Origin of the sequence: Actinomycetospora chlora (assembly GCF_039542135.1) — a bacterium.
GTDB lineage: Bacteria > Actinomycetota > Actinomycetes > Mycobacteriales > Pseudonocardiaceae > Actinomycetospora > Actinomycetospora chlora.
The window spans coordinates 1-21,716 of the sequence record NZ_BAABHO010000048.1 but is presented as its reverse complement, the minus strand read 5'-3'; the positions used below and the strand labels follow the sequence as shown (position 1 = coordinate 21,716).

Below are 21,716 nucleotides of genomic sequence, written 5' to 3'. Positions count from 1 at the left end.
GCGATGCGAGCGCAGCGCTCGGCCGAATGGCCGAGGAGCCGGGAGCGGTCCGAGTGGATACACTGCGCACCATGAGTGAGCAGTCGGTCGTCGACGAGGTGGCCGCGGACGACGTCCGGTCGGGGCGGCGGCTCGCGCTCGACGTCCACGCGGCGGTCCGCGCGATGATCCTCAGCGGCGAGCTCCCGGCCGGCGCGCCGATCCTGCAGGCCGCCCTGGCCCGGCGGTTGGGGGTGAGCCGCACCCCCATGCGCGAGGCCTTCCGCCTGCTGCAGGAGGAGGGGCTCATCGAGAACAAGCCCGACCAGCGGGCCGTCGTCCGGGCCATCGACCCCGGTGAGCTCGACGCGGTCTACACCTCACGCGTGATGCTCGAGGCCGTGGCCGTCAGCATCTCGGTCCGCTCGGCCACCCCGGAGCTCGTGGCGCGCCTGGACGAGGCGCTGGCCCTGATGCGCCGGCTCGCGACGGAGGACGACATCGAGCGGTGGCAGCAGGCGCACCGCGCGTTCCACCAGCTCACGACCGAGGGCGTGCCGACCCTGCACGACTCGATCTGTGCGCTGGGGGAGCGCGCGGAGCGGTTCCTGCGGCTGGCCCAGCTCGGCCACCCGGGGGCGTCCTCGCGCTGGGACACCGACCACGAGGTGCTCGTGCGGGCGTTCCGGCTCCGCGACCACGACCTCGCCGTGCGCACCATCGCGCAGCACCTCGCGCGCACGGCGTTCACCGCCATGGCCGACATCGCGCCCGAGCGCGACGCGACGGCCACCCGCGCGGCGCTGAACCTCCTGCTCCCGCGCGGGTGACGCGCCACCTCAGGCGCGGACCGCCATCACGCACGCCTTCGGCTCGGTGAAGAATTCCCGGCTGAAGGTGCCGCCCTCGCGGCCCCACCCGGAGTCGCCGACCCCGCCGAACGGTGCCCGCAGGTCGCGGACGAAGAAGCAGTTGGTCCACACCGTCCCGGCCCGCAGCGCCGCCGACACCCGGTGGGCCCGCGAGAGGTTCTCGGTGAACAGCATCGCGTTCAGCCCGAAGGGCGAGTCGTTGGCGAGCCGGACGGCCTCGTCCTCGGTGTCGAACGGCGTGACGGTCACGACCGGTCCGAAGATCTCCTCACGGTGCACCCTCGCGTCGAGCGGGGCGTCCACGATCACCGTCGGCCGCACCACCCAGCCGTCGCCCCGGCCGCCCGTGAGCACCTTGCCGCCGGGCTCGTCGAGGAAGCCGGTGACCTTGCGCCAGTGCTCCTGCGACGCCAGCGGGCCCACCTGCGTCGACTCCTGCGCGGGGTCGCCGACGCGCAGCGCCTCGGCGGCGGCGACGAAGCGGGCGGTGAACTCCTCGAGCACCGGGCGCTCGACGAACAGGCGCGAGCCGGCGAGGCAGACCTGACCGGCGTTGCTGAAGATCGCCTTGATCGACCAGTCCACCGCGTCGTCGAGGTCGGCGTCGGCGAACACGAGGTTGGCGCCCTTGCCGCCGAGCTCGAGGCTCACCGGCGTGAGGTGGCGCGCGGCCGCGCCGGCGATGGCCCGGCCGGTGCCCGACTCGCCGGTGAAGGTGATCCGGTCGACCCGCGCGTCGGTGGTGAGGGCCTCGCCGGCCGAACCGGGTCCGTAGCCGTGGACGACGTTGAACACCCCGGGCGGGAGGCCGGCCTCCACGGCGAGCCGGGCGAGGATCGTGGCCGTGGCCGGGGTGTCCTCGGCGGGCTTGAGCACGACGGTGTTGCCCCACGCCAGCGCGGGCGCCACCTTCCACGACTCGAGCATGAGCGGGAAGTTCCACGGCGCGATCGCCGCCACGACGCCGACCGGCTCGTAGCGGGAGTAGGCGTGGTGCCCGGAGTCCATGGGGTAGGTCTCGGCGGTCACGAGGCGCGCGTGGTCGGCGAAGAACCGGAAGTTCAGCGCCGTCCGCGGCACGTCCTTGTCCCGGGCGTCGGCGACCGGCTTGCCCATGTCCCGCGACTCGGCCCGGGCGAGCTCGTCGGCGTGGGACTCGACGAGGTCGGCGAGCCGGTGCAGCAGGGCGCCGCGCTCGGCGAGCCCCATCCGCGGCCACGGGCCCTCGTCGAACGCCCGGCGGGCCGCGGCGACCGCGAGGTCGGCCTCGGCCGCCCCGCCGAGGGCGACGTCCGCCCACGGCTCGCGGGTCCACGGGTCGACGGACGCGAAGTGCTCGTTCCCGAGCGACCCGCGCTCCTCCCCGTCGATCACGTGTCCGAACGAGGTCGTGGCCGTGCTCTCCGCGCTCATGCCGACGACCGTGGCAGCGGGCCCCGCGGGACCGGTAGCGCGGCGTCTCCACCAGCGGAACGCCCCCCGCACCGACGTCACCGGGTGGTCGCCGCGTCCGCCGCTCTCCTGGATCGATGATCCCGACCGACCCGGACGCTGGGGCGCCTTGCCGGCGACCCTGACTCAGCTGGCGGCCCCGGGAAGCACCACGATCTTGCCGACGTGCTCGCGACGGACGAACTGCGCCTGGGCCTCGTGGATCGCGGTGAGGGCGTGTCGCGCGGCGACCCGAGGGCGGACGTCGCCCGCGCGGGCGTGGTCGACGAGCTTGGCGAAGTGCGCCGCGGTGTGCATCGTCGAGCCGATGAGCCGGCGGTTGTGCAGGTAGAGCCGGCGCAGGTCGATCTCGGTGACCGGCCCCGCCACGGCACCGGCCACGACGGCCCGCCCGCCAGGCACCAGGACATCGATCAGGCGTGCGAGTTGATCTCCGCCGACGACGTCGACCACGGCGTCGACCCCGTCGGGGTGGGCCGCCCGGATCGCGGCCACCACGTCTCCGCCGCGATCGGAGCGGTCCACGGTCATCGCTGCGCCGGCCTCCTCGACCAGCGCCGCCTTCGCCTGCTCGGTGATCGCGGTGACCCGGGCCCCGCGGGCCGCGGCGAGCCCCACCACCGCCAGCCCGACGCCCCCGGACGCCCCGGTCACCACGACGGTCTCGCCTGCGGTGATCCCGCCGCGTTCCAGCATCCCCATGGCGGTCCCGGACGCGATGGGCAGGCAGGCCAGCTGCTCGTCGGTGAGGGGTGAGCCGGTGACGTCGTGGACGCGTGCGGCGTCGACGACGGTGTACTCGGCGAACCCGCCGTCGAACTCACTGCCGAGCACCGCGACGATCGGTGCGTCGGGCCCGGCGTGCGCGTAGCGGGCGGGGTCGACCAGCACCCGGCGCCCGACGATCTCGGGGCTCACGTGCTCCCCGACGGCGTCGACGACCCCCGCGACGTCTCCGCCCTGGATCCGGGGGAAGTCGATCGGCCCGAGCCACCCCGCGAGAGCGTCGGGGTTCTCGGCGGTCCCGTACGCCCCCTCGCGGGTCCACAGGTCGGTGTTGTTCAGCGACGCCGCGCTCACCCGTACCCGGACCTGCTCCCGGGCCGGGAGCGGAACCGGCACGTCGTCGCGCACGACCAGCACCTCCGGCCCGCCGAACGCGGTGAGGACCGCGGCGGTCATCGTGGCGTCGTCGTGCGGGCGGGCGTGGGGCAGGCCGACGCCGGCGGCCCTGGGTCGTTCCCCGGTCATGGTGGCGTCCTCGTCTCTCGGCGTGGGGTCCGACGCTGCGACGTCAGCTGACGGCGATGGTGGCCATCATGCCGAGGTCTTCGTGATCGAGGATGTGGCAGTGGTAGACGCTGCGACCCGGCACCGTGGTGAACGGGATGCGTAGCCGGGCCCAGCCGCGGGCCGGGACGAGCACCACGTCCTGCAGAGTGCCCGTGGTCGGGGTGCCGGCGCTGTCGGCGAGGACCTCGAACGGCCAGGCGTGCAGGTGGAACGGGTGGGCCATCGGGGTGGGGTTCGTGACGGTCCATTCCTCGATGGCGCCCAGGGCCGCGGCCTGGTCGGTCCTGGCGGGGTCGTAGGCGCGGCCGTCGAAGCCGAAGGTCATGCCCTGGCCGCTCGCCCCCGTCTCGCCCGGGCCCGTGCCGCTGCCCATGCCCATGGTGAACGTGAGCCGGCGAGCTCGGGACGTGGCGCCGGTGTCCGGCGCGGGCCCGGCCGGGAAGGTGGGCAGTGCGCTCGGAGCCTGCGCGGGGCCGCTGGTCGCCAGGGTGGCCAGGACCTCGGTCTCCCCTCCGGTGGCCGCCCCGCCCATCATGCCCATCGCGCGGCGCGGCTCGGTGCCGGCGGTGAGCGCGACGGTGCCGGGTCGGTCCGGGCGGACGAGGACGTCGGTGCGGTTGCCGGGGGCGAGCCGAACGGTGTCGCCGATGGTGGCGGTCGGGAGGGTGTTCCCGTCGAGGGCGATGCGGGCCAGCTGGTGGGCGTCGAGGTGCAGGGTCAGGGTGCGTGAGGTGGTGGCGTTGATCAGTCGCCAACGCTGCAGGTCGCCGGTGGTGGCCGGGATGACGGGCTGGTGCTGGCCGTTGAGCAGCAACAGTTCACCTTGCCGGCCGGCCATGCGCGATGCGGTGTCGGCGGCGACGGGGCCGGCGCTGGTGAGCGTGGTGTCGGTGATGAGCAGGACGCGGTCCGCCGTGACGGCGGGCTCGGAGGCGTCGTCGACGAGGAGTGCCCCGGCGAGGCCGGCGGAGAGCTGGTCGGCGACGTGTCCGTGGGCGTGGGGGTGGTACCAGAACGTGCCGGCCGGGTGGCTGTCGGGGATGGCGATGCGGTAGTCGAACGTCTCCCCGGGCGCGATGTGGATGAACGGGTTGTCGGAGTCGCCCTCGGGGGAGACCCGCAGGCCGTGGGTGTGCAGGTTGGTGGGTTGGTCGAGTCCGTTGCGCAGTCGGACGGCGAGGACGTCGCCGGGCCGCACCCGCAGGGTGGGGCCCGGGCTGGAGCCGTTGTACCCCCAGCTCGCGGCGAGTCGTCCGGCCAGGGACGCGCCCGGTGCTGCGGTCAGTGCCACGTCGAGCCGGCCCTGGCGGCTGACGAGTTCGGGCGGGAGCGCCAGCGGTTCACCGGTGGGCAGGCCGGAGCTCGGACGCGTGGTGGCGGTGGTCCCGAGGGTCGCCCACCCCGTGGCCCCGACGGTGACCGCGGCGGCGCCGAGTCCGAGCAGCCCGAGTGCTCGTCGGCGGCTGATCCGATCGCCGGAACGGGGGCGGCCGGTCATCGGAGCAGGTCGCGGCGGCGCCGGTAGTCGTCCTCGTCGATCTCGCCGCGGGCGTACCGCGCGTCGAGCAGCTCCCGGGCGGTGGACGGACGGGGCGCCGCCGACCCGTGCCCGTGACGTGCCAGGACGACCGTGGCGACGGCGATCAGGGCCAGCCCGAGCACGATCAGCGCCGGCCACAGCCAACCCGGCATCGGCAGGGAACCCATCACGGACGGCTCCTCTCATCGTCGAGCGAGGCTCGACCGGCGCGCGCTAGCCCGTCAGGGTCGGCCGACCCGACTGGGCCCAGGCGCTGGTCCCGCCGGCGACCGACACGGTGTCGATGCCGGCGGTGCCGAGCGTGCGGGCGGCCTCGATGCTGCGTCGCCCGGACTGGCAGATGGCCGCGACGGGGCCGTTGCCGTGGAGCTCGACCAGACGACCGGGGAGTTCGTCGAGGGGGATGTTGACGGCGCCGGGGACGTGGGCGGTGGCGTACTCGTCGTGGCCGCGAACGTCGATGAGCAGCGGCGGGTTGGCGTTCGCGCGGGCCGCGGCGAGCTCGTCGACGGTGATCTCGCGAATGGTGGCCATGGTGGCGTCCTCTTCTCTCGGAGTGGGTGCGGTCAGGCGATCAGGCTGGTGATGGCCTGGACGGTGACGGCGGCGGCGACGACCAGGACCAGCACGGCGAAGCCACGGCGCAGCGCCGTGGCGGGGATGCGTCGGGCGAGTCGTCCGGCGGGCAGGGAGACGACGATGGCGGCCAGGGCGAACACGGCGATGGCCGGCCAGTTCATCCCGGTGGCGATGTGTCCGGTGGCGAGGTAGGGCACGAGTCCCGCCATCGAGTTGATCACGATGATCACCAGCGAGGTCGCCACGGCGTTCGGGGTCCGCAACCCGAGGGCGATGATCAGGGCGGGCACCAGCAGGAAGCCGCCGCCGACCCCGAGCAGCCCGGTGAGGAACCCGACCAGCAGCCCGGTCACGATCGCGCGGGGCAGGCAGCGCCGCCAGGCGACCCCGCCGTCGGGCAGGTCGCACACCCCGCCGGTCTCGTCGGTACCGCGCAGCATCCTCGCCGCCGCGAGGATCATGATGCCCGCGAAGACCAGCAGCAGGACGTGCTGGTCGAGGTGGTGGTTGACCACCCCGCCGAGCAGCGCGGTGGGGACGCCCGCGGCTCCGATGATCACGGCGAGGCGCCAGTTCACCTCGCGGCGGGCCCGCGGTGCGACCGCGACGGCGGAGGCGAGCCCGATCACCACCAGCGAGGCGGGGACGGCGGCGGAGAACGGAAGCCCGAGGCCGTAGACCAGGGCGGGGACGGCGAGGATGCCACCGCCCCCGCCGACCAGGCCGAGCAGGGCACCGATGACGGCCCCGAACAGCGCGGCGAGCCCGATCATCGCTCAGCCCTCCGGCGTCCGGCGGGCCACACGGTCGAGGCTGGCCGACGCGGTCGGCTCGGCGGTCTCTCGGTTCCAGGGCAGCCGCGCGAGGGCGGCGCCCATGGCGCAGGTGTCGGTGAGCGCGGAGACGCTCAATCCGGTGCCGATCCCGACCGCGAGCAGCCGCGTCTTCGGTGAGATGAACCGGCCGCCGGCCAGGCCGGTGAGGACGAGGGCGCCGGCGACGAGTCGGACCTGTCGTTCGAGGGCCCAGGCCCGCCGGCCGCGAACGATCGCACCGGGTGGCGTGTCGGGGGCGGCGGCATGAGCGGGCACGCCCCCGGCCAGGACGCGGGCGTGGGACAGGCCGACCGCGGCGAGGTGGCGGCGGGCCTGTTCGGCGCGCACCCCGGACTGGCAGACCAGCACGACCGGGTCACCGCTGTCGAGGTGTGCGGCGAGCTCCTCGGTGTGCTCGGCGAGGGTCGGCAGCGGCACGTGGTAGGAGCCGCGGATGTGGATCGCGTCGTACTCGGCGGCACTACGCACGTCGAGGACCAGCGGGGCGGGACCCGGGCCGGCGATCAGCGTGGTGAGCGCGTCGCTGGTGATGCTGCCGGCCTCGGTCGCCATGGGGGAGGCGGAAGTCATGCAGAGGTCCTCTCGTCGATGGAAGGTGGGGTGGCCCGGACCGGGGGAGGCCGGGCCACCCCCGGCGCTCGGGCAGCCGGGGGGCGGTGGACACCCGAGCGCTGCTGGAGGGGTCGGTGTCAGCCGACCGGTGCGGGGGTCTGGTCGTGGGCGATGGGCAGGCCGGTGTCGGCGGCGTTGGGCCAGTCGTCGTCGATGACGACGAGCTCGCGGTCGCGGCCAGGCTCGGCGGCGAGCAGCGAGGCCGCGACCGACGCGCGGTAGCCCGACCCGCAGTAGATCCACACCTCGCCGTCGGGGACCTCGTCGCGACGGGCGAGCATCTCGTGCAGCGGGATGTGCACCGACTCGGCGACGCCGCCACCGGCGCGCTCGTTCTCGGTGCGGGCGTCGACGACGACCACCGCGGCCGGGTCGCGGGCGAGCAGCCCGGGAAAGTCGGAGACCTGGTAGGACGCCATGGGTGCGTCGTCGGCGAGGGTGTCCACCGGTCCGGCGGCGGCGCCGGCGATGCCGTCGATGCCGATGCGCACGAGCTCGCGGCGGGCGTCGGCGACCTGCTCGCTGGTCTCACCGATCAGGGTCAGCTCGGCGTCGTCGGGCAGCAGCCAGCCGAGGTAGGTGACGAAGGGCTGGGCGAGCTGGAAGCTCAGCGAGCCGATCAGGTGCCCGGCGGCGAACGCGGTGCGCTCGCGCAGGTCGACGACCCACTGTCCGGCGGCGATGCCGGCCTCCAGGCGGGTGCGCAGCTCCACGGGCGCGACCGGCTCGGGGGCCGAGAGATCGACCGGGGCCGGTCCGGCAGCGTTGGTGGGCGCCATCCGCGCGTAGTAGGCGGGGTATGCCCCCAGGCCGGCGATCAGGGTGTCGACGAACTCCTGCTCGTCCTGGGTCAGCGCCGGGTTGGCCGTGCGCTGGTCGCCGACGGTGGACGCCTCGCCCGACGGCGGGGTGGCCGAGCAGAAGCTGCCGAACCCGTGGGTCGGGTAGACCACCGCGTCGGCCGGGAGTTCGCCGACCAGCCGGCGCACCGAGTGGTACTGGGCGTGGGTGAGCTCGACGGTGTCGTCGGGCGAGACCAGGTCGGTGCGCCCGGTGGTGCCGTAGAGCATCGACCCGCCGGTGAACACCGCCTGCACCGCGCCGGACTCGTCGGCCTGGGTGTCGATCAGCGCGTAGGAGAGGTGGTGGTGGGTGTGGCCCGGGGTGGCCAGGGGCCGGAGCCGCATCGACCCGATCGCGACGTCGTCGCCCTCCCCGATCGGAGTGCGGTCGAAGCCGACCTGGTCCCGGGCGTCGACGAGGTAGGCCGCGCCGGTGCGCTGCGCGAGCTCGAGGCCCCCGCTGACGTAGTCGTTGTGGATGTGGGTCTCGGCGACGTGGGTGATCCGCACGCCGAGCTCCTCGGCCAGGGCGAACACCCGGTCGATGTCGCGCTGCGGGTCGACGACCAGCGCGACGTCGCCGTCGTGGGCGAGGTAGCTGCGGTCGCCGAGGCTGCTGGTGGCGATGGTCTGCACGTTGATCATGTCGGGTTCCCTACCCGGTAGGGTATCTACCGTTGCTGTATCGGCCGGTTCCGGATCGGGTCGAATGACCCGGGGGGGTCAGGCCAGGGAGAGGAAGAGCTTCTCCATCTCCGCGACGTCGACGGCGCGCTCACCGTCGTCGTTCTCGGTCATGCAGTGCCGCAAGCCGGTGGCGATGATCTTGAACCCGGCCTTGTCGAGGGCACGGGCCGCCGCTGCGAGCTGCGTGACGACGTCCTTGCACTCGCGGCCCTCCTCGATCATCCGCACGATCCCGGCGATCTGGCCCTCCACGCGACGCAGGCGGGCAACCACATCGGTGAGTTCGGTGGCCTGAACCTGCATCGCGAGCTCCTCTTCCGTCGGTCCGGGCTGGCGTCTTCTACAGCCAGGGTACCCCAGGGGGTATGCCGGAGGTGGAGGTGACGCCAGCCACTCATGGCTCTCGCGGCTGCGGGGTCAGGCGCCGGGAACCCGGTAGATGCGGCCCGTGGTGGTGAGTCCCTCGAGGGTCCACTCGCCGCCGACACCCGCCACGATCCAGCGCAGGATCGCCCACAGGTCGAGGTCGGCGCGCTCGTCGTCGATGGGCTCCAGTCCGGGTACGAGCGCATGGATCTCCACGCCCGAAGGGAACGGGCGTCCGGAGCGGCCGAGGAAGACCAGTGCGTAGACCCGACCCTCGACATCGAGCAGGCCCGGCGCCCCGAGCGGATCCCGGTCGAGTCCGAAGGCGTCCCGCAGGAAGGTGGCGAACTCGGGGTAGTGCTGGAGGTCGGGCTCGGTGAGCAGGGGCACCGCGCGGTGGTCGGTGGGCCGTCGTCCCGGCGGTAGCACCGTGACGGTCGCCGGCGGGCGGGTCGGGTCGCTCACCGCAGGCTCCGCTCCGCGAACTCGGCGAGGATCTCGCCGATCCGCTCGCCGGAATCCTCCTGCAGGAAATGCCGCCCGGTCACCAGGTGGGTGCCCTCGGCGTGCGGCCACAGCTCGTGCCAGCGGGCGGCGAACACCTCGGGCTCGAACACGTCGTCCTCCCGGCCCCAGATGATCGTGGACGGCAGCCGCATCGCCGCGACCTGGGTCTCCAGCCAGGCGAAGCGCTCGGTCGTGGTGTCGCTCTCGCGCCCGATCGGGATCGACCGGGGCCACTGCCAGGTCAGGGCACGATCACCGGGGTCGGGGAGAGCCCGTTCGTAGGTGGCCTGGGCGTCGCGGGCGAACCGCGCCCGGTCGACCACCGAGAGGTACATCCCCCGTCCCGGCATCGCGCCGTGCCGGCCGAGCACGTAGGGCCCCACCAGGGGTGCGTGCATGAACCGCCAGGGGGTCACGGTCCGGTGGAACGGCGACGCCGGCGTCGCCCAGGCCCACGTCGACATCACCGCGACCGCGGCGATGCGGTCCGGACGGGTGGCCGCGGCGGCCAGTCCGGTCGGGCCGCCCCAGTCGTGGCAGACCAGCAGCACCCGGCTCAGGTCGAGCGCGTCCAGCAGGGCGACCACGTTGGCCGCGTGGTTGTCCAGGGTGTGGGCGGCGGACTCGTGGGGCTTCTCGGAGCGTCCGAAGCCGATCTGGTCGGGCACGACCACGCGGTGTCCCGCCCGGAGCAGCGGCGGCATCACGTCGCGCCACAGGTAGCCCCACGTGGGGTTCCCGTGCAGCAACAGCACCGCTCCCGGCGCACCCGGCGCGGGCGCCCCCGGGCCGGTCTCGTCGACGTAGTGCATACGGCGTCCGTTGACCCGCAGGAAACGTGGCGCGTAGGGGTAGTCGGGGGTCGCGGGTGCTGGCCCTTCGGACACGGGTTCGCTCCAGTGGGTTCGGGGCGCGGTCACGCGGCGTGGGTACGGATCTGGGCCAGGACCGTGTCGAGCGCGACGCGCAGGGGCGCGGTGACGCGCCGGGTCTGCGTGAGCAGCAGGCCTCCCTGGAGGGCGGCGAGCAGTGCGAGGGCGAGCGCGTCGGTGTCGGTGTCGGCCCGCAGGTCGCCGCGGTCGCGCATCCGGGCGAGACCCTCACGGATGGGCGCCTCCCAGCGTTCGAACCCGGCGACGAGGTCGGCGCGCGCCTCGGGGTCCTCGTCGGCGAGCTCGGCGGCGATGGAGCCGATCGGGCAGCCGCCGGTGCAGTGCCGCTCTTCCTGCAGGGCGACGAGCACGTCCCGCCACTGCTCGAGGGCGTCGAAGCTGTCGAGGTGGTCCAGCAGGGGTCGCTGGACCTCGAGGACGCCGTCGGTCTGGTGGGCGATGACGGCCCGCATCAGCTCGTCCTTGTCCGCGAAGTAGTGGTACAGCTGCGACGCGCTGACCCCCGCTGCGCGGCGGACGTCGTCGATCCCGGTGCGCGCGACGCCGTGGGCGAACACCAGCTCGGCTGCCGCGGCGACGATCCGCGCCCGGGTCGCGCGGCCCTTGGCCGTGAGTCGCCGGGGTGGAGCCGTCTCCTTCACAGCGTGATCGTACGCGCAGAGTGGAGTTGACACTCCAGAATCCTGAGAGCAAGGTTTGGAGAGAACGTTCCATTATCCGAGGAGGCTCCCCATGGGCACCGAACTGTCCGGCTCCACCGCCCTCGTCACCGGGGCGACCAGCGGCATCGGCCGCGCCACCGCCGTGCGCCTGGCCGCGCTGGGGGCGCACGTCGTGGTGTCCGGGCGGGATCAGGAGCGCGGCGACGCGGTGGTCGCCGCGATCCGGGCCGACGGAGGTCGTGCCGATGTCGTGGCCGCCGACCTGCGCGACGACGCGAGCGTCGCGCACCTGGCCGACCGGGCGACGGAGCTGGGCGGCGGGCACGTCGACGTGCTGGTCAACAGCGCCGGGGTCTTCCCGTTCGGCGCGACCACCGACTTCACGGCGAAGGACCTCGACGAGACCTTCGTCGTCAACGTGACGGCGCCCTACCTGCTCGTCGCCGCCCTGGCACCGGCGATGGCCGAACGCGGCCACGGTGCGATCGTCAACGTCACCACCATGGTCGCGGAGTTCGGCATGTCCGGGGCCGGCCTCTACGGGGCGAGCAAGGCGGCCCTCGTGCTGCTGACCAAGTCCTGGGCCGCCGAGTTCGGGCCGTCCGGGGTGCGCGTGAACGCGGTCAGCCCCGGCCCCACCCGCACCGAGGGCACCCTCGGGATGGGGGACGGGCTGGACGCGCTCGCCGCGGGCGGACCGGCCGGACGCCCCGCGCAGCCCGACGAGATCGCGGCGGCGATCGCCTTCCTCGCCACCGACGACGCCAGCTTCGTGCACGGTGCCGTGCTGCCGGCCGACGGCGGCCGGATCGCCGTCTGATCACCGGGCGTTGCCGGGGCCGGGGTCGTTCAGGGTCTGGGGGTCTCGTTCTCCGGGCGATCAGCGAGGATGGCGCGCAGTTGCTTGGCTGCGGTCACCGAGCACGGCCAGCCGGTGTAGAAGGCCAGATGGGTGATGAGCTCTGTGAGCTCGTCGGCGGTGACGCCGTTGTCGAGGGCCAGCCCGAGGTGCAGGTTCAGTTCGTCGGCGCGGTAGAGCGCGACGAGTGCGGCCACGGTGACGAGGCTGCGGTCGCGCTTGGACAGGCCGGGACGTTCCCAGACGTCGGCGTAGAGCACGTCGTCGGTGAGCTCGGCGAGCTTCGGGGTGATGTCGCCGATGCTGCGACGCCCGGGTCCCGGCTCTTGGGCGCTCATGCGTCCATCCAGGGTCCGACACCGGCGATGCGGCGCACCGTCGTGGTGATCACGTATCCAGGGGGAGGCCCCGGAGGCATCGGGTAGTCGAAGTCCGGGGCGACGTAGACCTTGCCCAGGCGTCCGACCAGCTCCGCGGCGCCACCGTCGCTGATCTCGGCCTCTCCGTAGACGATCAGGTTGGGGTGCATGCCGTGGGGCAACGGCGTCGGGCCGGCGAACGACAGGGCGATCCGCGGATCCCGGAGAAGGTTGGTGATCTTGCGGTAGCGGCCGAAGTGCCCGGTGACGATGCGGTCGCCGTCGAGGCCCGCCCAGACGACGCTCATCTGGGGCGAGCCGTCGGGGTTCAGGGTCGTCATGTGGGCGAGGGCCGTCCCGCTGAGGATCAGTTCTCGGGCCGAGGGGGGAAGCACGAGGGCAGTGTCGGTCGTTGTTCTGCTCGGCACGAGCCGTCGTCGGGACAGCGGGTGGAAGGATCGAGCCATGGAGCAGCACCGGATCGCGGTCCTGGTCCGAGACGGCGTCCTGGCGATGGAACTCGGAGTCGTGCACCGCGTGTTCGGCGAGGCCTGCGACGCCGAGGGTCGACCGTTCTACGACGTGACGACGTGTGCTCTCGAGGCGGGCTCGGTCCGCACGGACGGGGACTTCGCCCTCGAGGTCGAGCACGGACCGGAACTGCTCTCCGAGGTGTCCACGGTCGTCGTGGCCTCGACCGATCGCGACGCGGTGAGTGTCTCGGATGCCGAACAGAGCGCGGTGACGGCGGCCCTGCGCCGCGTCCGACCCGGCACGCGCCTGGCCTCGATCTGTACCGCCGCATTCCTCGTGGCCGCGGCCGGGCTGCTCGACGGTCGGGACGCCACCACTCATTGGGCTCGCGTGGCGGCGTTCCGCGAGCGTTTCCCCACCGTGCGGGTGCGCCCCGAGGTGCTCTACACCGTCGACGGGAACATCCTCACTTCTGCCGGGGTGGCCTCCGTGGCGGACATGTGCCTGCACATGGTGCGAAGCGACCACGGGGCTGCGGTGGGCGGTGTCGTGTCTCGTCGCGTGGTGATGCCGCCGCACCGCCAGGCCGGCGAGGCACAGCTCACCGCGCGTCCCGTGGCCGAGGACGGCGTCGCGGGGACGGCTCGCGCGCGGAGCTGGGCGCTCGAGCACCTCGACGAGCCGCTCAGCCTGCGTGACCTGGCCGAACGGGAAGGGATCAGCACCCGCACCCTGTCGCGCCGCTTCCGGGAGGAGACCGGGACCTCGCCCACGCAGTGGCTCCTCGCACGCCGTCTCGAGCGGGCACGCGAGCTGCTCGAGACGACCGAGCTGGGCGTCGATGTGGTCGCCGCGCGGTGCGGTTTCGGAAGTGCCGCAGCGATGCGCCTGCACATGCGCGCGGTGATGCAGGTGTCGCCCTCGGTCTATCGGCGCAACTTCCACGGCTGAGGACAGCGGCGGCCGGGCTCCATGCCCGCCGGGCCGGAAGTGGTCAGCACCCGATGCCGCGACCGCGCAGGGCGTCCCGTTGGCGGGGGTCGCCGTGGTGCAGGTGGACGCGGTGCAGCGAGAGGTCCTGGATCATGAAGGCGACGAGGTGGGCTTGGCGGTCGTCGAGGTGCGGGCCGTGGTGGAGCGGCCGATCGGGTTTGCCGCGCAGGTACACCACGATGCCGCTTCCGGAACCGGCGACGTCGGCCAGCGCCGTGTCCAGCTCCGACCGGCACGAACAGCTCAAGGAGCTGAACACGTCGCCTGTCGGGCATTCCCGGTGCACGTGGAGAACGGGTCGGGCGGACCGCTCGGTGGCCGGGCCTCGGAGTACGAGGTGCTCGGCGCCCGAGTGGGTGTCGCGGTAGCCGGTGGCGAGGACGAGGCCGTGGTCGGTCGGGAGGACGACCTCGGGCCCGCGGACGGCGAGAGCCTCGGTGCGCAGTCGCTCGGCGATGATCTCCTGGCCGCTGACGCGGACGAGGGCGCGCTGCGTGGCGAGACCGTCCAGGCCGTGGGGTCCGGTGCCGTCGTCCAGGACGATCTCGGTGACCAGTGCGAGCTGGCCCAGTCCAGCCGCCTGCACCAGGTCGACCGCGAACTCGGCGATCCCCGGCGCGGCACCCAGCACCCCCTGGGTGGCGGCGACCACCACCGGGATGCCGGCGCGGCGGGCCGTGCCGGCATCGAAGCCCGGGCGGCCGGCCAGACTGGTGATGATCTCGGCGCGCTCGGCGAGGGTGCAGGCGACGGGGGTGTGGTTCGCCGCCGCCACCGTGGTGGCCTGGGCGGTGGCCGGGGACGCGGCGAGGAACGACGGCCCGCCCGCGACGCGGGCGGTGTAGCCCAGCAGCTCGGCATTCCCGTGACCGGCCCAGCAGACGAGGAACGCCGCGGAACCGGCCTCCTCGGGTACGTCGAGGATCACCGGGTTCGCGGCCCGCAAGGCGCGGCACGCGGGGGAGAGGACGGGACCGCTGTTCGGGTCAGGCGAGGCGGGCGAAGCTGCTGCGGTGGAAGACCAGGGGACGGACGTCGGGACGATGGTGTACCTCCAGCACGGCGAGCACGACGATGAGGTGGTCACCGGCAGTGATCTCGTCCTCGACCGAGCAGTCGAACCAGGCGCAGGCCCCGTCGATGAGGACGGCCCCGGAGGCCCCGACGGTGACCGAGGTCCCGACGAACCGGTCCTGGCCGGTGGATGCGAGCCGGCGTCCCAGCTGTGCGTGGTCCTCGGCGAGCACGCTGATCCCGAGACGCGCCGCGGTGCGCAGTCGTGGCCACGTCGTCGAGGTGTGTGCCACGCAGACCGAGACCAGGGCGGGTTCCAGGCTCACGGGGGTGAAGGTGCTGACCGCGATGCCCTCGAGGGCACCGTTCACCACGGCGGCGAGGGCGACGACCCCTTCGGGGTGAGCACCGAGCACCAGGCGCAGTCCCGACGCGTCCAGCGGTACCGCGCTGGGGCCCGCGGGCGGGGGGCCGTCGGCTCCTGGGTTGCGGGCAGCCATGGCGGGCGGGCTCAGGAGACCGCGGACAGCGCCGCGACCGGCGTGCGTACGCCGGCGCTCTCGAGCAGCGGCATCACCTCGGCGACGAAACGGTCGAGGCCGGAGACGAAGTCGACGAAGGACAGCGACACACCGGTGACCCCCGCCTGGCTGAGCCCGATGAGGCTCTCGGCGATCTGCTCGGCGGTGCCGACCAAGGGGTAGCCGCCGTACCCGGCGCGCAGGTGCAGCTTGAACTCCTCCCACTGGTCAGGTGCCATGGCGGAGGAGTTGAGCCCCAGATAGTGGGCGGCGGCCTGGCCGGCGCTCTCGTCGACCTCGTCGACGAACACCTTCTGTCGGTAGGCCTCGGCTTCTTCGGCGGTGTCGCGCTGGATCACGTACGCGGTCGTCCAGGTGTCCACTTCTCGCCCGTAGGCAGCGGCCTCGGCCCGGCGCTCCTCGACCAGCGCCCGGGTGGAGGCGAGGTCGTAGCCGGCGAGCAGCGCATACCCGGAGTCGGCGTAGCGGGCGACGAAGTCGCGACCGGTCTTCGACCCCCCGGCGTTCATGATGGCCGGCCGGGGGAGCTGGACGGGCTTGGGCTGGGAGTATCCGCCCTCGACGGTGAAGAACTCACCGCGGAAGTCGAAGTCGTCCTCGTCGAGCCAGAACCGCTCGAGCAGTTCGAACCATTCGCTGGTGTATCGGTAACGCTGGTCGTGGGGCAGGAACGATCCGCCGAGCATCGTGAACTCCGGTTCGAACCAGCCGTTGACGATGTTCAGGCAGGTCCGGCCGCCGCTGATGTGGTCGATCGTGGCGACCTGCTTGGCGGCGACCGCCGGGTGGGACGCCTGGACGTGCGCGGTGGTGACCAGCGTGATCCGTTCGGTCACCGAGGCCAGACCCGCGGCCCAGGTGTAGGTGTCGAAGTTGCGGCCGTTGAAGCCGTTGTCGCCGATCTGCTTCCAGCGAGCGACCGGGACGAGGGCCTCGAAGCCGGCCTCATCGGCGAGCTGGGCGATCTTCTTGGTGTAGTCCCAGGTCAGCAGCGGCACGTCGTCGGACAGGGTCATCGCGCAGCCGCGGTCGCAGTTGGGCCCGAAGAGCCCGAGCTTGAGGGGGTTCGCGGAGAACAGGGCGTTGGTGCCGCGCCGATCCCGGCGCTCGTCGGCAGGGGCGTGGTTCGACATGGGTGGTCCCTCTCGGAGGTCGTCTGGTGCCGACCACGGGCCGGCGTGGTAGCAGGAGCAGTGGTTCTCACCGCGGCGGGCGAGGCAGCGGCAGCCGGGAGTGGGTCTCCGCCGGAGAAGGGGGAGCGGGGAGCCGTTACGGCGTCGCCGCGGCGCGGTCGTCGACCAGGCGACGGACGAACGCCTCGGCGTAGCGCGGCGCGTCGAGGGGGTAGCGGGCGCTGAGGAAGTGGCCGTCCTCGACCACCATCGGCTCGTCGTGGACCAGGGAGTACCCGAACCTGCCGAACCGGGTCTCGCCGCGCTCGATCGCGCCGGAGGGCCCCACGGCCTGTCCGACCTCGGTCTCGGTGTACGTCCAGTAGGTCCGGTAGCGGCGGCCCACCCGGAACCAGGTGCAGCGGATCGCGAACTTCTCGATCGGTCGGGTCAAGGTGGTGAAACGGCGACCCTCGATGATGCTGGCCCCGGTGCTGGGATCGATGGTTCTGGCCGGGATCAGTGAGCCATGGCAGATCGCGCCGATCGTCTTGTCCTGGCGATGGAACCCGAGCACGCGCTCGCGGAGGACCCCGCTGTCGAGGTACTGGCGCATGCCCTGGGCGTGCCCGCCGCCGAGATGGACCGCGTCGAAGTCGGCGGGGTCGATGTCGCGATAGGTGATGGGGGACCGGAAGGCCGGGGAGCTCGACATCGCCCGGTAGGCGTCCACGGCGTCCGGCCCGGCCGGGAACCAGTTGAAGAAGCCCGACCGCAGCAGCCGCTGATCGCAGGCGGCGACCCGGCCCGTCTCGGTGGCGAAGGTGACCTCGATGCCGGCGTCGACGAAGGCGCGCCACGCGATCGAGGACTCGGTGGTGTCGAAGTCGCGGTCGGGCAGTGGTACGAGCACGGACGGCGGACGCGGTGACACAAGCTCCTCCTCGGTCTGGGGTGGATGCAGGTGTAGTCCGAAACCGTGACCCAGTCAACACCGCGATGCGCACGAACGGCGCCTACCTCGTATGACTGGATTCAGCAGAGCTTGACGAAGCGATCTCCTGGATGCAGTGTTCCGGTCATGCGATGGACAGGGCTGGACGGGCCGCGTCGGATGCCGCGAGCGGCAGAGCTCGCCGATCTGCTGCGCCCGCGCCCGGTGGTGCTCGACGGCGACCGGCGCCGGGCTGCGCGGGCGGCCAGCGTCGAGGATCTCCGCGCGATGGCCCGCCGCCGTGTCCCCCGAGCGGTCTTCGACTACGTCGAGGGCGGCGCGGAGTCCGAGCGATCGTTGGCCCGCGCCCGCGAGGATCTCGACTCGGTCCACTTCATCGCGCGGGTGCTGCGCGGTGTGTCCACCGTCGACACCCGCGCGACGATCCTCGGCGCCCCGAGCGCGCTGCCGATCGTGTTCGCCCCGACCGGCTTCACGCGCGTCCTGCACCACGAGGGCGAGCTCGCGACCGCGCGCGCGGCCGGAGCGGCGGGCGTGCCCTTCGCGCTCTCAACCATGGGCACCTGCTCGGTGGAAGACGTCGCCGAGATCATCCCGGGGTGTCGGAAGTGGTTCCAGCTCTACCTCTGGAGCGACCGGGGCCGCAGCCGCGAGCTCGTCGACCGTGCCGCCGCCGCCGGCTACGAGGCCCTCGTGCTCACCGTCGACACCCCGGTCGCGGGCCGGCGACTACGCGACGTCCGCAACGGCATGACCCTCCCACCGTCACTAGGGCTGCGGACCTTCGTCGACGGTGCGCGCCACCCCCACTGGTGGATCGACCTGCTCACCACCCGCGCGCTGAGCTTCGCGTCGCTGGACTCGTGGCAGGGCACCGTCGCCGAGCTGGCCGCGACGCTCTTCGACCCCGCCGTGGACTTCGAGGACCTGGACTGGCTCCGCGAGCAGTGGCCGGGCAAGCTCGTGGTCAAGGGAGTCCAGTCCGCGGAGGACGCGGCCCGGATCGCGTCCGCGGGTGCCGACGCGATCGTGCTGAGCAACCACGGCGGCCGCCAGCTCGACCGCTCCGCCACCCCGCTCCGCCAGCTGCCCGAGGTGCTCGATCGCCTCGACGGCCGCTGCGAGGTCTTCGTCGACGGCGCCTTCACCTCCGGCGCCGACGTCGTGGCGGCCCTCGCGCTCGGCGCGGACGCCGTGCTCGTGGGGCGGGCCTACCTCTATGGCCTCATGGCCGCCGGCGAGCTGGGCGTGCGTCGGGTGGCAGCCCTGTTCGAGGAAGAGATCACCACCACCATGACCCTGCTCGGGGCCCGCTCGATCGCCGAGCTGAAACCCGACCTCGTTCGGCTGGTCCCCGCGCCCGAGGCTGGGGAGCATCGCCGGTGGGCCGACCTCGCCGAGGCCGGTCTGGCGATCCCGGCTGGTTAGGCTTCTCCGCCCACCACTCAAGAAGCGCACCGAGCGAGAGGGCCACTCGTGACCTCGGCAGACCTCAACCCCGACCCCCGCACCGACCCCCGCAGCGACTCCCTCGCCGACGCCGCCTACGGCATGATCCGGAACCGGATCCTCGACGGCGTCCTCGGGGTGGGGGCCCCGGTCAGCGTGCTCGGGCTGGCCACCGACCTCGAGATGAGCCGCAGCCCGGTGCGCTATGCGGTCGAGCGGCTGCTCTCCGAGCGACTGCTGCGACGGGTGGCGGGCACGATCGCCGTGGCCGCCCCCGATCGCTACGAGCTCCTGGACTCCCTGGCGGTCCGCACCCAGCTCGAAGCACTCGCCGCGCGGCTGGCCGCCCCACGCATCGACGAGCGGACCCTCGAGGAACTGGTCATCGTCCACGACCGGTTCCGCAGCGCCGTGGACAACGGCGACCAGGACGGCGCACGTCGCGCCGACTCCGACTTCCACCACGCGATCCAGGAGCTCGCGGGCAACGAGTGCCTCGCCGAGTCCCTGGAACGGGTGCGCACGCAGGTGATCCTCGGCGCCTACTCCACCGCGTGGGTCACCAGCCGCGGCCCGGCGGTCCTGGAGCACGAACGGGTCCTGCGCGCGCTGGAGGACCAGGACGGGCAGGCCGCGGAAGCCGCGATGATCCGCCACCTCGACAACCTCACCACGCGCATCACCCGCGAGTGGCGGGCTCAGGACACCGCCGAGGACGCGACGACCAAGCGTCGGAGCACGCCCCGAGCTCCAGGAGGAGGAAGGTAGCCGGTTGGACATCCTGCGACTCGGCCAGCAGGGCCGGGAACGTCCCGTCGCGCGTGTGGGCGGCGACCTGTTCGATCTCACCCCCCTGACCCAGGACGTGGACGGCCGGTGGCTGGCCGCCGGGGGTCTCGCGGCCACCCGCGACGCCCTGCAACGCGGGGCACTGCCGCTCGTCGAGGACCCCGGGCACCTCCGCGTCGGGCCACCGGTGGCACGCCCCACCGCGGTGCTGTGCATCGGCCAGAACTATGTAGCCCACGCGGCCGAGACCGGCTCTGCCCCTCCGACGGATCCGATCGTCTTCCTCAAACACCCGAACACCGTCATCGGGCCCGACGACACCGTCACGCGACCCGCGGGTTGCGACACCCTCGACTGGGAAGTCGAGCTGGCCGTCGTCATCGGCCGACGGACCCACCGACTCGCTCAGCGCAGCGACGCCGCCGACGCCATCGCGGGCTACACGATCGCCAACGACCTCAGCGACCGGCACCGGCAGATGAAGGTCTCCGGAGGGCAGTGGTCCAAGGGCAAGATCGCCCCCGGGTTCTGCCCCGTCGGCCCCTCCCTGGTGCCGGCCGACGAGATCGACCCCAGCGACATGCGCATTGCGTCCTGGGTCAACGGCGAACCACGGCAGGACTCCACGACCGCCGACATGATCTTCGACGTCGCGGCCCTGATCGTCGATCTCTCCCAGTACGTCGCGCTCGAGGCCGGCGACCTGATCCTGACCGGGACCCCGCAAGGGGTCGCGCTGTCCGGGCGCTTCCCCTACCTGCAGCCCGGCGGACGTCGTCGAGACACACATCGAGCGACTCGGGAGCCAACGACAGGTCATCGAAGCATCGGAGGCGGCGCCGCCGAGATCGGCGATCTCCTGAGCGGCGACACCCAGCCCCGAGCCTCTGCGGCGGCCCGTCAGCGTGTTGCGCGGCGTGCGGACGTCCGCGGACTCGGACGGCTCCGGCTACCTACTTGCTGGCTTGCACGATGGCGCCGGCGAAGACGTCGGGCGCCTCGACCGGGACGAAGTGACCGACCCCGTCCACGAGCTGCACGGTGACCTGCGCGAAGAACTCTTCGAGGCGGTCGGACCAGGCGCGCAGGAACAGGGGGTCGTGCTCGGCCCAGAGGAACGTCGTGGGGACCGTGATCTTCTCGTCGGGGACCGTCTCGCCCAGGTAGCGCGCCACGACACTTCCGGCCGCTCGGTAGTACCCGATCGAAGCGGTGAACGCGCCGGCGGGGCCGTACGCCGACGTCAGGTGCTCGAGCCGGGCGGCGTCCAGGATGAAGTCAGGGCCGGACCAGTGCGTCCAGAAGTACTCCAGATAGTCCCGCACAGCGTCCGGTTTCCCGTCGAGGAGCTTCTCGGCCAGGTCGAGATGATGGAAGGACTGGTACCAGAACTCGCGAAACGGACCCTCGCTGAGGATCCGTGACCCGACGCCTGGAGCTGGTGGCGTGATGACCATGGCGCTGAGCAGGTCGGGCCTGTCCTTCGCGAGCTGCTGCCCGACCCTGCTGCCGATGTCGTAACCGCCCAGCACGACCTGGGAGAGCCCCAGCTCGTCGATCAGTCCCGCGACGCTGCGGGCCTGGGCCGCCAGGCTGTAGTAGTCGCCGGGGTCGCGGAGGTGCTTGTCCGAGGCGCCGAAACCGCGCAGGTCCGGCACGACGACGTCGAACTCGTCCCCCAGCCTCTCGGCGACGGACGCCATGTCCGTCCGGTCCCCGGGCCAACCATGGAGCAGGACCACCGGCGGCCGGCCAACCGATCCCAGACGGTCGAAGCTCAGGGTGAACCCATCGACCGGGGCTCCCGTCGACATGGAGAACACGCTCCTTCCAGCGACGCTTGCCCGCGGTCCGAGCCGCGAGCCGACGCACGCTCTCGCGCGCCGACCGACCCACCATCGACGATCACCTTCCGCGAACTCTAGTGGCCGGACGGACAACAACCGTCAAGATCAAGCCACTCGCGCGCAGCAGAGGTCGGGCCGCCCGGGGTGCTGCTGACGACGCCTGAAAGCTGACCCCCTGGCGACGGGTGAATCTGGACCCCCCT

At 72.8% G+C, this 21,716-nt stretch carries 25 protein-coding genes; 6 read left to right on the top strand and 19 right to left on the bottom strand.

Translation table 11 applies throughout. The features are described from left to right. Positions 1 to 71: 71 nt before the first annotated feature. Positions 72 to 809 (top strand): GntR family transcriptional regulator, encoded by a 738-nt coding sequence (locus ABD994_RS24030; RefSeq protein ID WP_345421375.1) that lies wholly within the window; start codon positions 72 to 74, stop codon positions 807 to 809. 9 nt (positions 810 to 818) lie between these two features. Here the strand turns inward: ABD994_RS24030 and ABD994_RS24025 are convergent, their stop codons facing one another. From ABD994_RS24025 to ABD994_RS23970, 12 genes are all read right to left on the bottom strand, one after another. Continuing rightward, positions 819 to 2,264 carry an aldehyde dehydrogenase gene (locus ABD994_RS24025; RefSeq protein ID WP_345421372.1) on the bottom strand — a complete coding sequence of 482 codons (1,446 nt, stop codon included), beginning with the start codon at positions 2,262 to 2,264 and terminating at the stop codon, positions 819 to 821. A gap of 165 nt (positions 2,265 to 2,429) precedes the next feature. After that, positions 2,430 to 3,554 carry a zinc-binding dehydrogenase gene (locus ABD994_RS24020; RefSeq protein WP_345421369.1) on the bottom strand — a complete coding sequence of 375 codons (1,125 nt, stop codon included), beginning with the start codon at positions 3,552 to 3,554 and terminating at the stop codon, positions 2,430 to 2,432. A 43-nt stretch (positions 3,555 to 3,597) separates the two neighbouring features. Beyond that, the gene (locus ABD994_RS24015; RefSeq protein ID WP_345421366.1) at positions 3,598 to 5,094 is read right to left on the bottom strand and encodes a multicopper oxidase family protein; all 1,497 of its coding nucleotides are present in this window, start codon (positions 5,092 to 5,094) and stop codon (positions 3,598 to 3,600) included. Next, on the bottom strand, positions 5,091 to 5,303 hold the full coding sequence (locus ABD994_RS24010) for an SHOCT domain-containing protein (protein ID WP_345421471.1): 213 nt from the start codon (positions 5,301 to 5,303) through the stop codon (positions 5,091 to 5,093). Before ABD994_RS24010 ends, ABD994_RS24015 begins: the two co-directional genes overlap by 4 nt. 46 nt (positions 5,304 to 5,349) lie before the next feature. Further along, positions 5,350 to 5,670, bottom strand: a complete 321-nt coding sequence (locus ABD994_RS24005) for a rhodanese-like domain-containing protein (protein WP_345421363.1) — start codon at positions 5,668 to 5,670, stop codon at positions 5,350 to 5,352. Between the two features lie 32 nt (positions 5,671 to 5,702). After that, positions 5,703 to 6,488 carry a sulfite exporter TauE/SafE family protein gene (locus ABD994_RS24000; RefSeq protein ID WP_345421360.1) on the bottom strand — a complete coding sequence of 262 codons (786 nt, stop codon included), beginning with the start codon at positions 6,486 to 6,488 and terminating at the stop codon, positions 5,703 to 5,705. Between the two features lie 3 nt (positions 6,489 to 6,491). Beyond that, complete coding sequence (locus ABD994_RS23995) at positions 6,492 to 7,121, bottom strand: rhodanese-like domain-containing protein (RefSeq protein WP_345421357.1); 630 nt, start codon at positions 7,119 to 7,121, stop codon at positions 6,492 to 6,494. A gap of 119 nt (positions 7,122 to 7,240) precedes the next feature. After that, on the bottom strand, positions 7,241 to 8,650 hold the full coding sequence (locus ABD994_RS23990; RefSeq protein ID WP_345421353.1) for a rhodanese-like domain-containing protein: 1,410 nt from the start codon (positions 8,648 to 8,650) through the stop codon (positions 7,241 to 7,243). 78 nt (positions 8,651 to 8,728) lie between these two features. After that, positions 8,729 to 8,995 carry a metal-sensitive transcriptional regulator gene (locus tag ABD994_RS23985; protein ID WP_345421350.1) on the bottom strand — a complete coding sequence of 89 codons (267 nt, stop codon included), beginning with the start codon at positions 8,993 to 8,995 and terminating at the stop codon, positions 8,729 to 8,731. Positions 8,996 to 9,109: 114 nt separating this feature from the next. After that, positions 9,110 to 9,523: a hypothetical protein gene (locus tag ABD994_RS23980; RefSeq protein WP_345421347.1), complete on the bottom strand. Its 414-nt coding sequence runs from the start codon at positions 9,521 to 9,523 to the stop codon at positions 9,110 to 9,112. After that, on the bottom strand, positions 9,520 to 10,452 hold the full coding sequence (locus tag ABD994_RS23975) for an alpha/beta fold hydrolase (RefSeq protein WP_345421344.1): 933 nt from the start codon (positions 10,450 to 10,452) through the stop codon (positions 9,520 to 9,522). The genes ABD994_RS23980 and ABD994_RS23975 overlap by 4 nt, the downstream gene beginning before the upstream one ends. A gap of 29 nt (positions 10,453 to 10,481) precedes the next feature. Further along, positions 10,482 to 11,099: a TetR/AcrR family transcriptional regulator gene (locus tag ABD994_RS23970; RefSeq protein WP_345421341.1), complete on the bottom strand. Its 618-nt coding sequence runs from the start codon at positions 11,097 to 11,099 to the stop codon at positions 10,482 to 10,484. A 91-nt stretch (positions 11,100 to 11,190) separates the two neighbouring features. On the opposite strand from ABD994_RS23970, the gene ABD994_RS23965 reads away from it, so the two are divergent. After that, on the top strand, positions 11,191 to 11,940 hold the full coding sequence (locus ABD994_RS23965) for an SDR family NAD(P)-dependent oxidoreductase (protein ID WP_345421338.1): 750 nt from the start codon (positions 11,191 to 11,193) through the stop codon (positions 11,938 to 11,940). 29 nt (positions 11,941 to 11,969) lie between these two features. On the opposite strand, the gene ABD994_RS23960 is transcribed toward ABD994_RS23965, so the two are convergent. Continuing rightward, positions 11,970 to 12,317, bottom strand: coding sequence for a carboxymuconolactone decarboxylase family protein (locus ABD994_RS23960; RefSeq protein WP_345421335.1), 348 nt, complete (start codon positions 12,315 to 12,317; stop codon positions 11,970 to 11,972). Further along, positions 12,314 to 12,805 carry a pyridoxamine 5'-phosphate oxidase family protein gene (locus ABD994_RS23955; RefSeq protein ID WP_345421332.1) on the bottom strand — a complete coding sequence of 164 codons (492 nt, stop codon included), beginning with the start codon at positions 12,803 to 12,805 and terminating at the stop codon, positions 12,314 to 12,316. The genes ABD994_RS23960 and ABD994_RS23955 overlap by 4 nt, the downstream gene beginning before the upstream one ends. On the opposite strand from ABD994_RS23955, the gene ABD994_RS23950 reads away from it, so the two are divergent. Next, the gene (locus ABD994_RS23950; protein ID WP_345421327.1) at positions 12,804 to 13,763 is read left to right on the top strand and encodes a GlxA family transcriptional regulator; all 960 of its coding nucleotides are present in this window, start codon (positions 12,804 to 12,806) and stop codon (positions 13,761 to 13,763) included. The two genes, ABD994_RS23955 and ABD994_RS23950, sit on opposite strands and share 2 nt — an antisense overlap. 43 nt (positions 13,764 to 13,806) lie before the next feature. Here the strand turns inward: ABD994_RS23950 and ABD994_RS23945 are convergent, their stop codons facing one another. The 4 genes from ABD994_RS23945 to ABD994_RS23930 form a co-directional block, all read right to left on the bottom strand. After that, a complete protein-coding gene (locus ABD994_RS23945) occupies positions 13,807 to 14,751 on the bottom strand; it encodes a 3,4-dihydroxy-2-butanone-4-phosphate synthase (RefSeq protein ID WP_345421325.1) in 945 nt (314 codons plus the stop codon). A 40-nt stretch (positions 14,752 to 14,791) separates the two neighbouring features. After that, positions 14,792 to 15,319, bottom strand: coding sequence for a flavin reductase family protein (locus tag ABD994_RS23940; RefSeq protein ID WP_345421322.1), 528 nt, complete (start codon positions 15,317 to 15,319; stop codon positions 14,792 to 14,794). Positions 15,320 to 15,330: 11 nt separating this feature from the next. Next, on the bottom strand, positions 15,331 to 16,494 hold the full coding sequence (locus tag ABD994_RS23935; RefSeq protein WP_345421319.1) for an LLM class flavin-dependent oxidoreductase: 1,164 nt from the start codon (positions 16,492 to 16,494) through the stop codon (positions 15,331 to 15,333). Positions 16,495 to 16,630: 136 nt separating this feature from the next. Next, positions 16,631 to 17,386 (bottom strand): type 1 glutamine amidotransferase domain-containing protein, encoded by a 756-nt coding sequence (locus tag ABD994_RS23930; RefSeq protein ID WP_345421316.1) that lies wholly within the window; start codon positions 17,384 to 17,386, stop codon positions 16,631 to 16,633. A 201-nt stretch (positions 17,387 to 17,587) separates the two neighbouring features. On the opposite strand from ABD994_RS23930, the gene ABD994_RS23925 reads away from it, so the two are divergent. The 3 genes from ABD994_RS23925 to ABD994_RS23915 are packed head-to-tail and all read left to right on the top strand — an operon-like array spanning position 17,588 to position 20,711. Then, positions 17,588 to 18,856, top strand: coding sequence for an alpha-hydroxy acid oxidase (locus ABD994_RS23925; protein ID WP_345421313.1), 1,269 nt, complete (start codon positions 17,588 to 17,590; stop codon positions 18,854 to 18,856). Positions 18,857 to 18,904: 48 nt separating this feature from the next. Next, complete coding sequence (locus tag ABD994_RS23920) at positions 18,905 to 19,645, top strand: GntR family transcriptional regulator (RefSeq protein WP_345421309.1); 741 nt, start codon at positions 18,905 to 18,907, stop codon at positions 19,643 to 19,645. Between the two features lie 4 nt (positions 19,646 to 19,649). Beyond that, positions 19,650 to 20,711, top strand: a complete 1,062-nt coding sequence (locus ABD994_RS23915) for a fumarylacetoacetate hydrolase family protein (protein WP_345421306.1) — start codon at positions 19,650 to 19,652, stop codon at positions 20,709 to 20,711. Here the strand turns inward: ABD994_RS23915 and ABD994_RS23910 are convergent. Continuing rightward, entirely contained in the window at positions 20,620 to 21,480 is an 861-nt protein-coding gene (locus ABD994_RS23910) for an alpha/beta fold hydrolase (RefSeq protein ID WP_345421303.1), read from the bottom strand. The genes ABD994_RS23915 and ABD994_RS23910 overlap by 92 nt on opposite strands. Between the last annotated feature and the right edge of the window lie 236 nt (positions 21,481 to 21,716).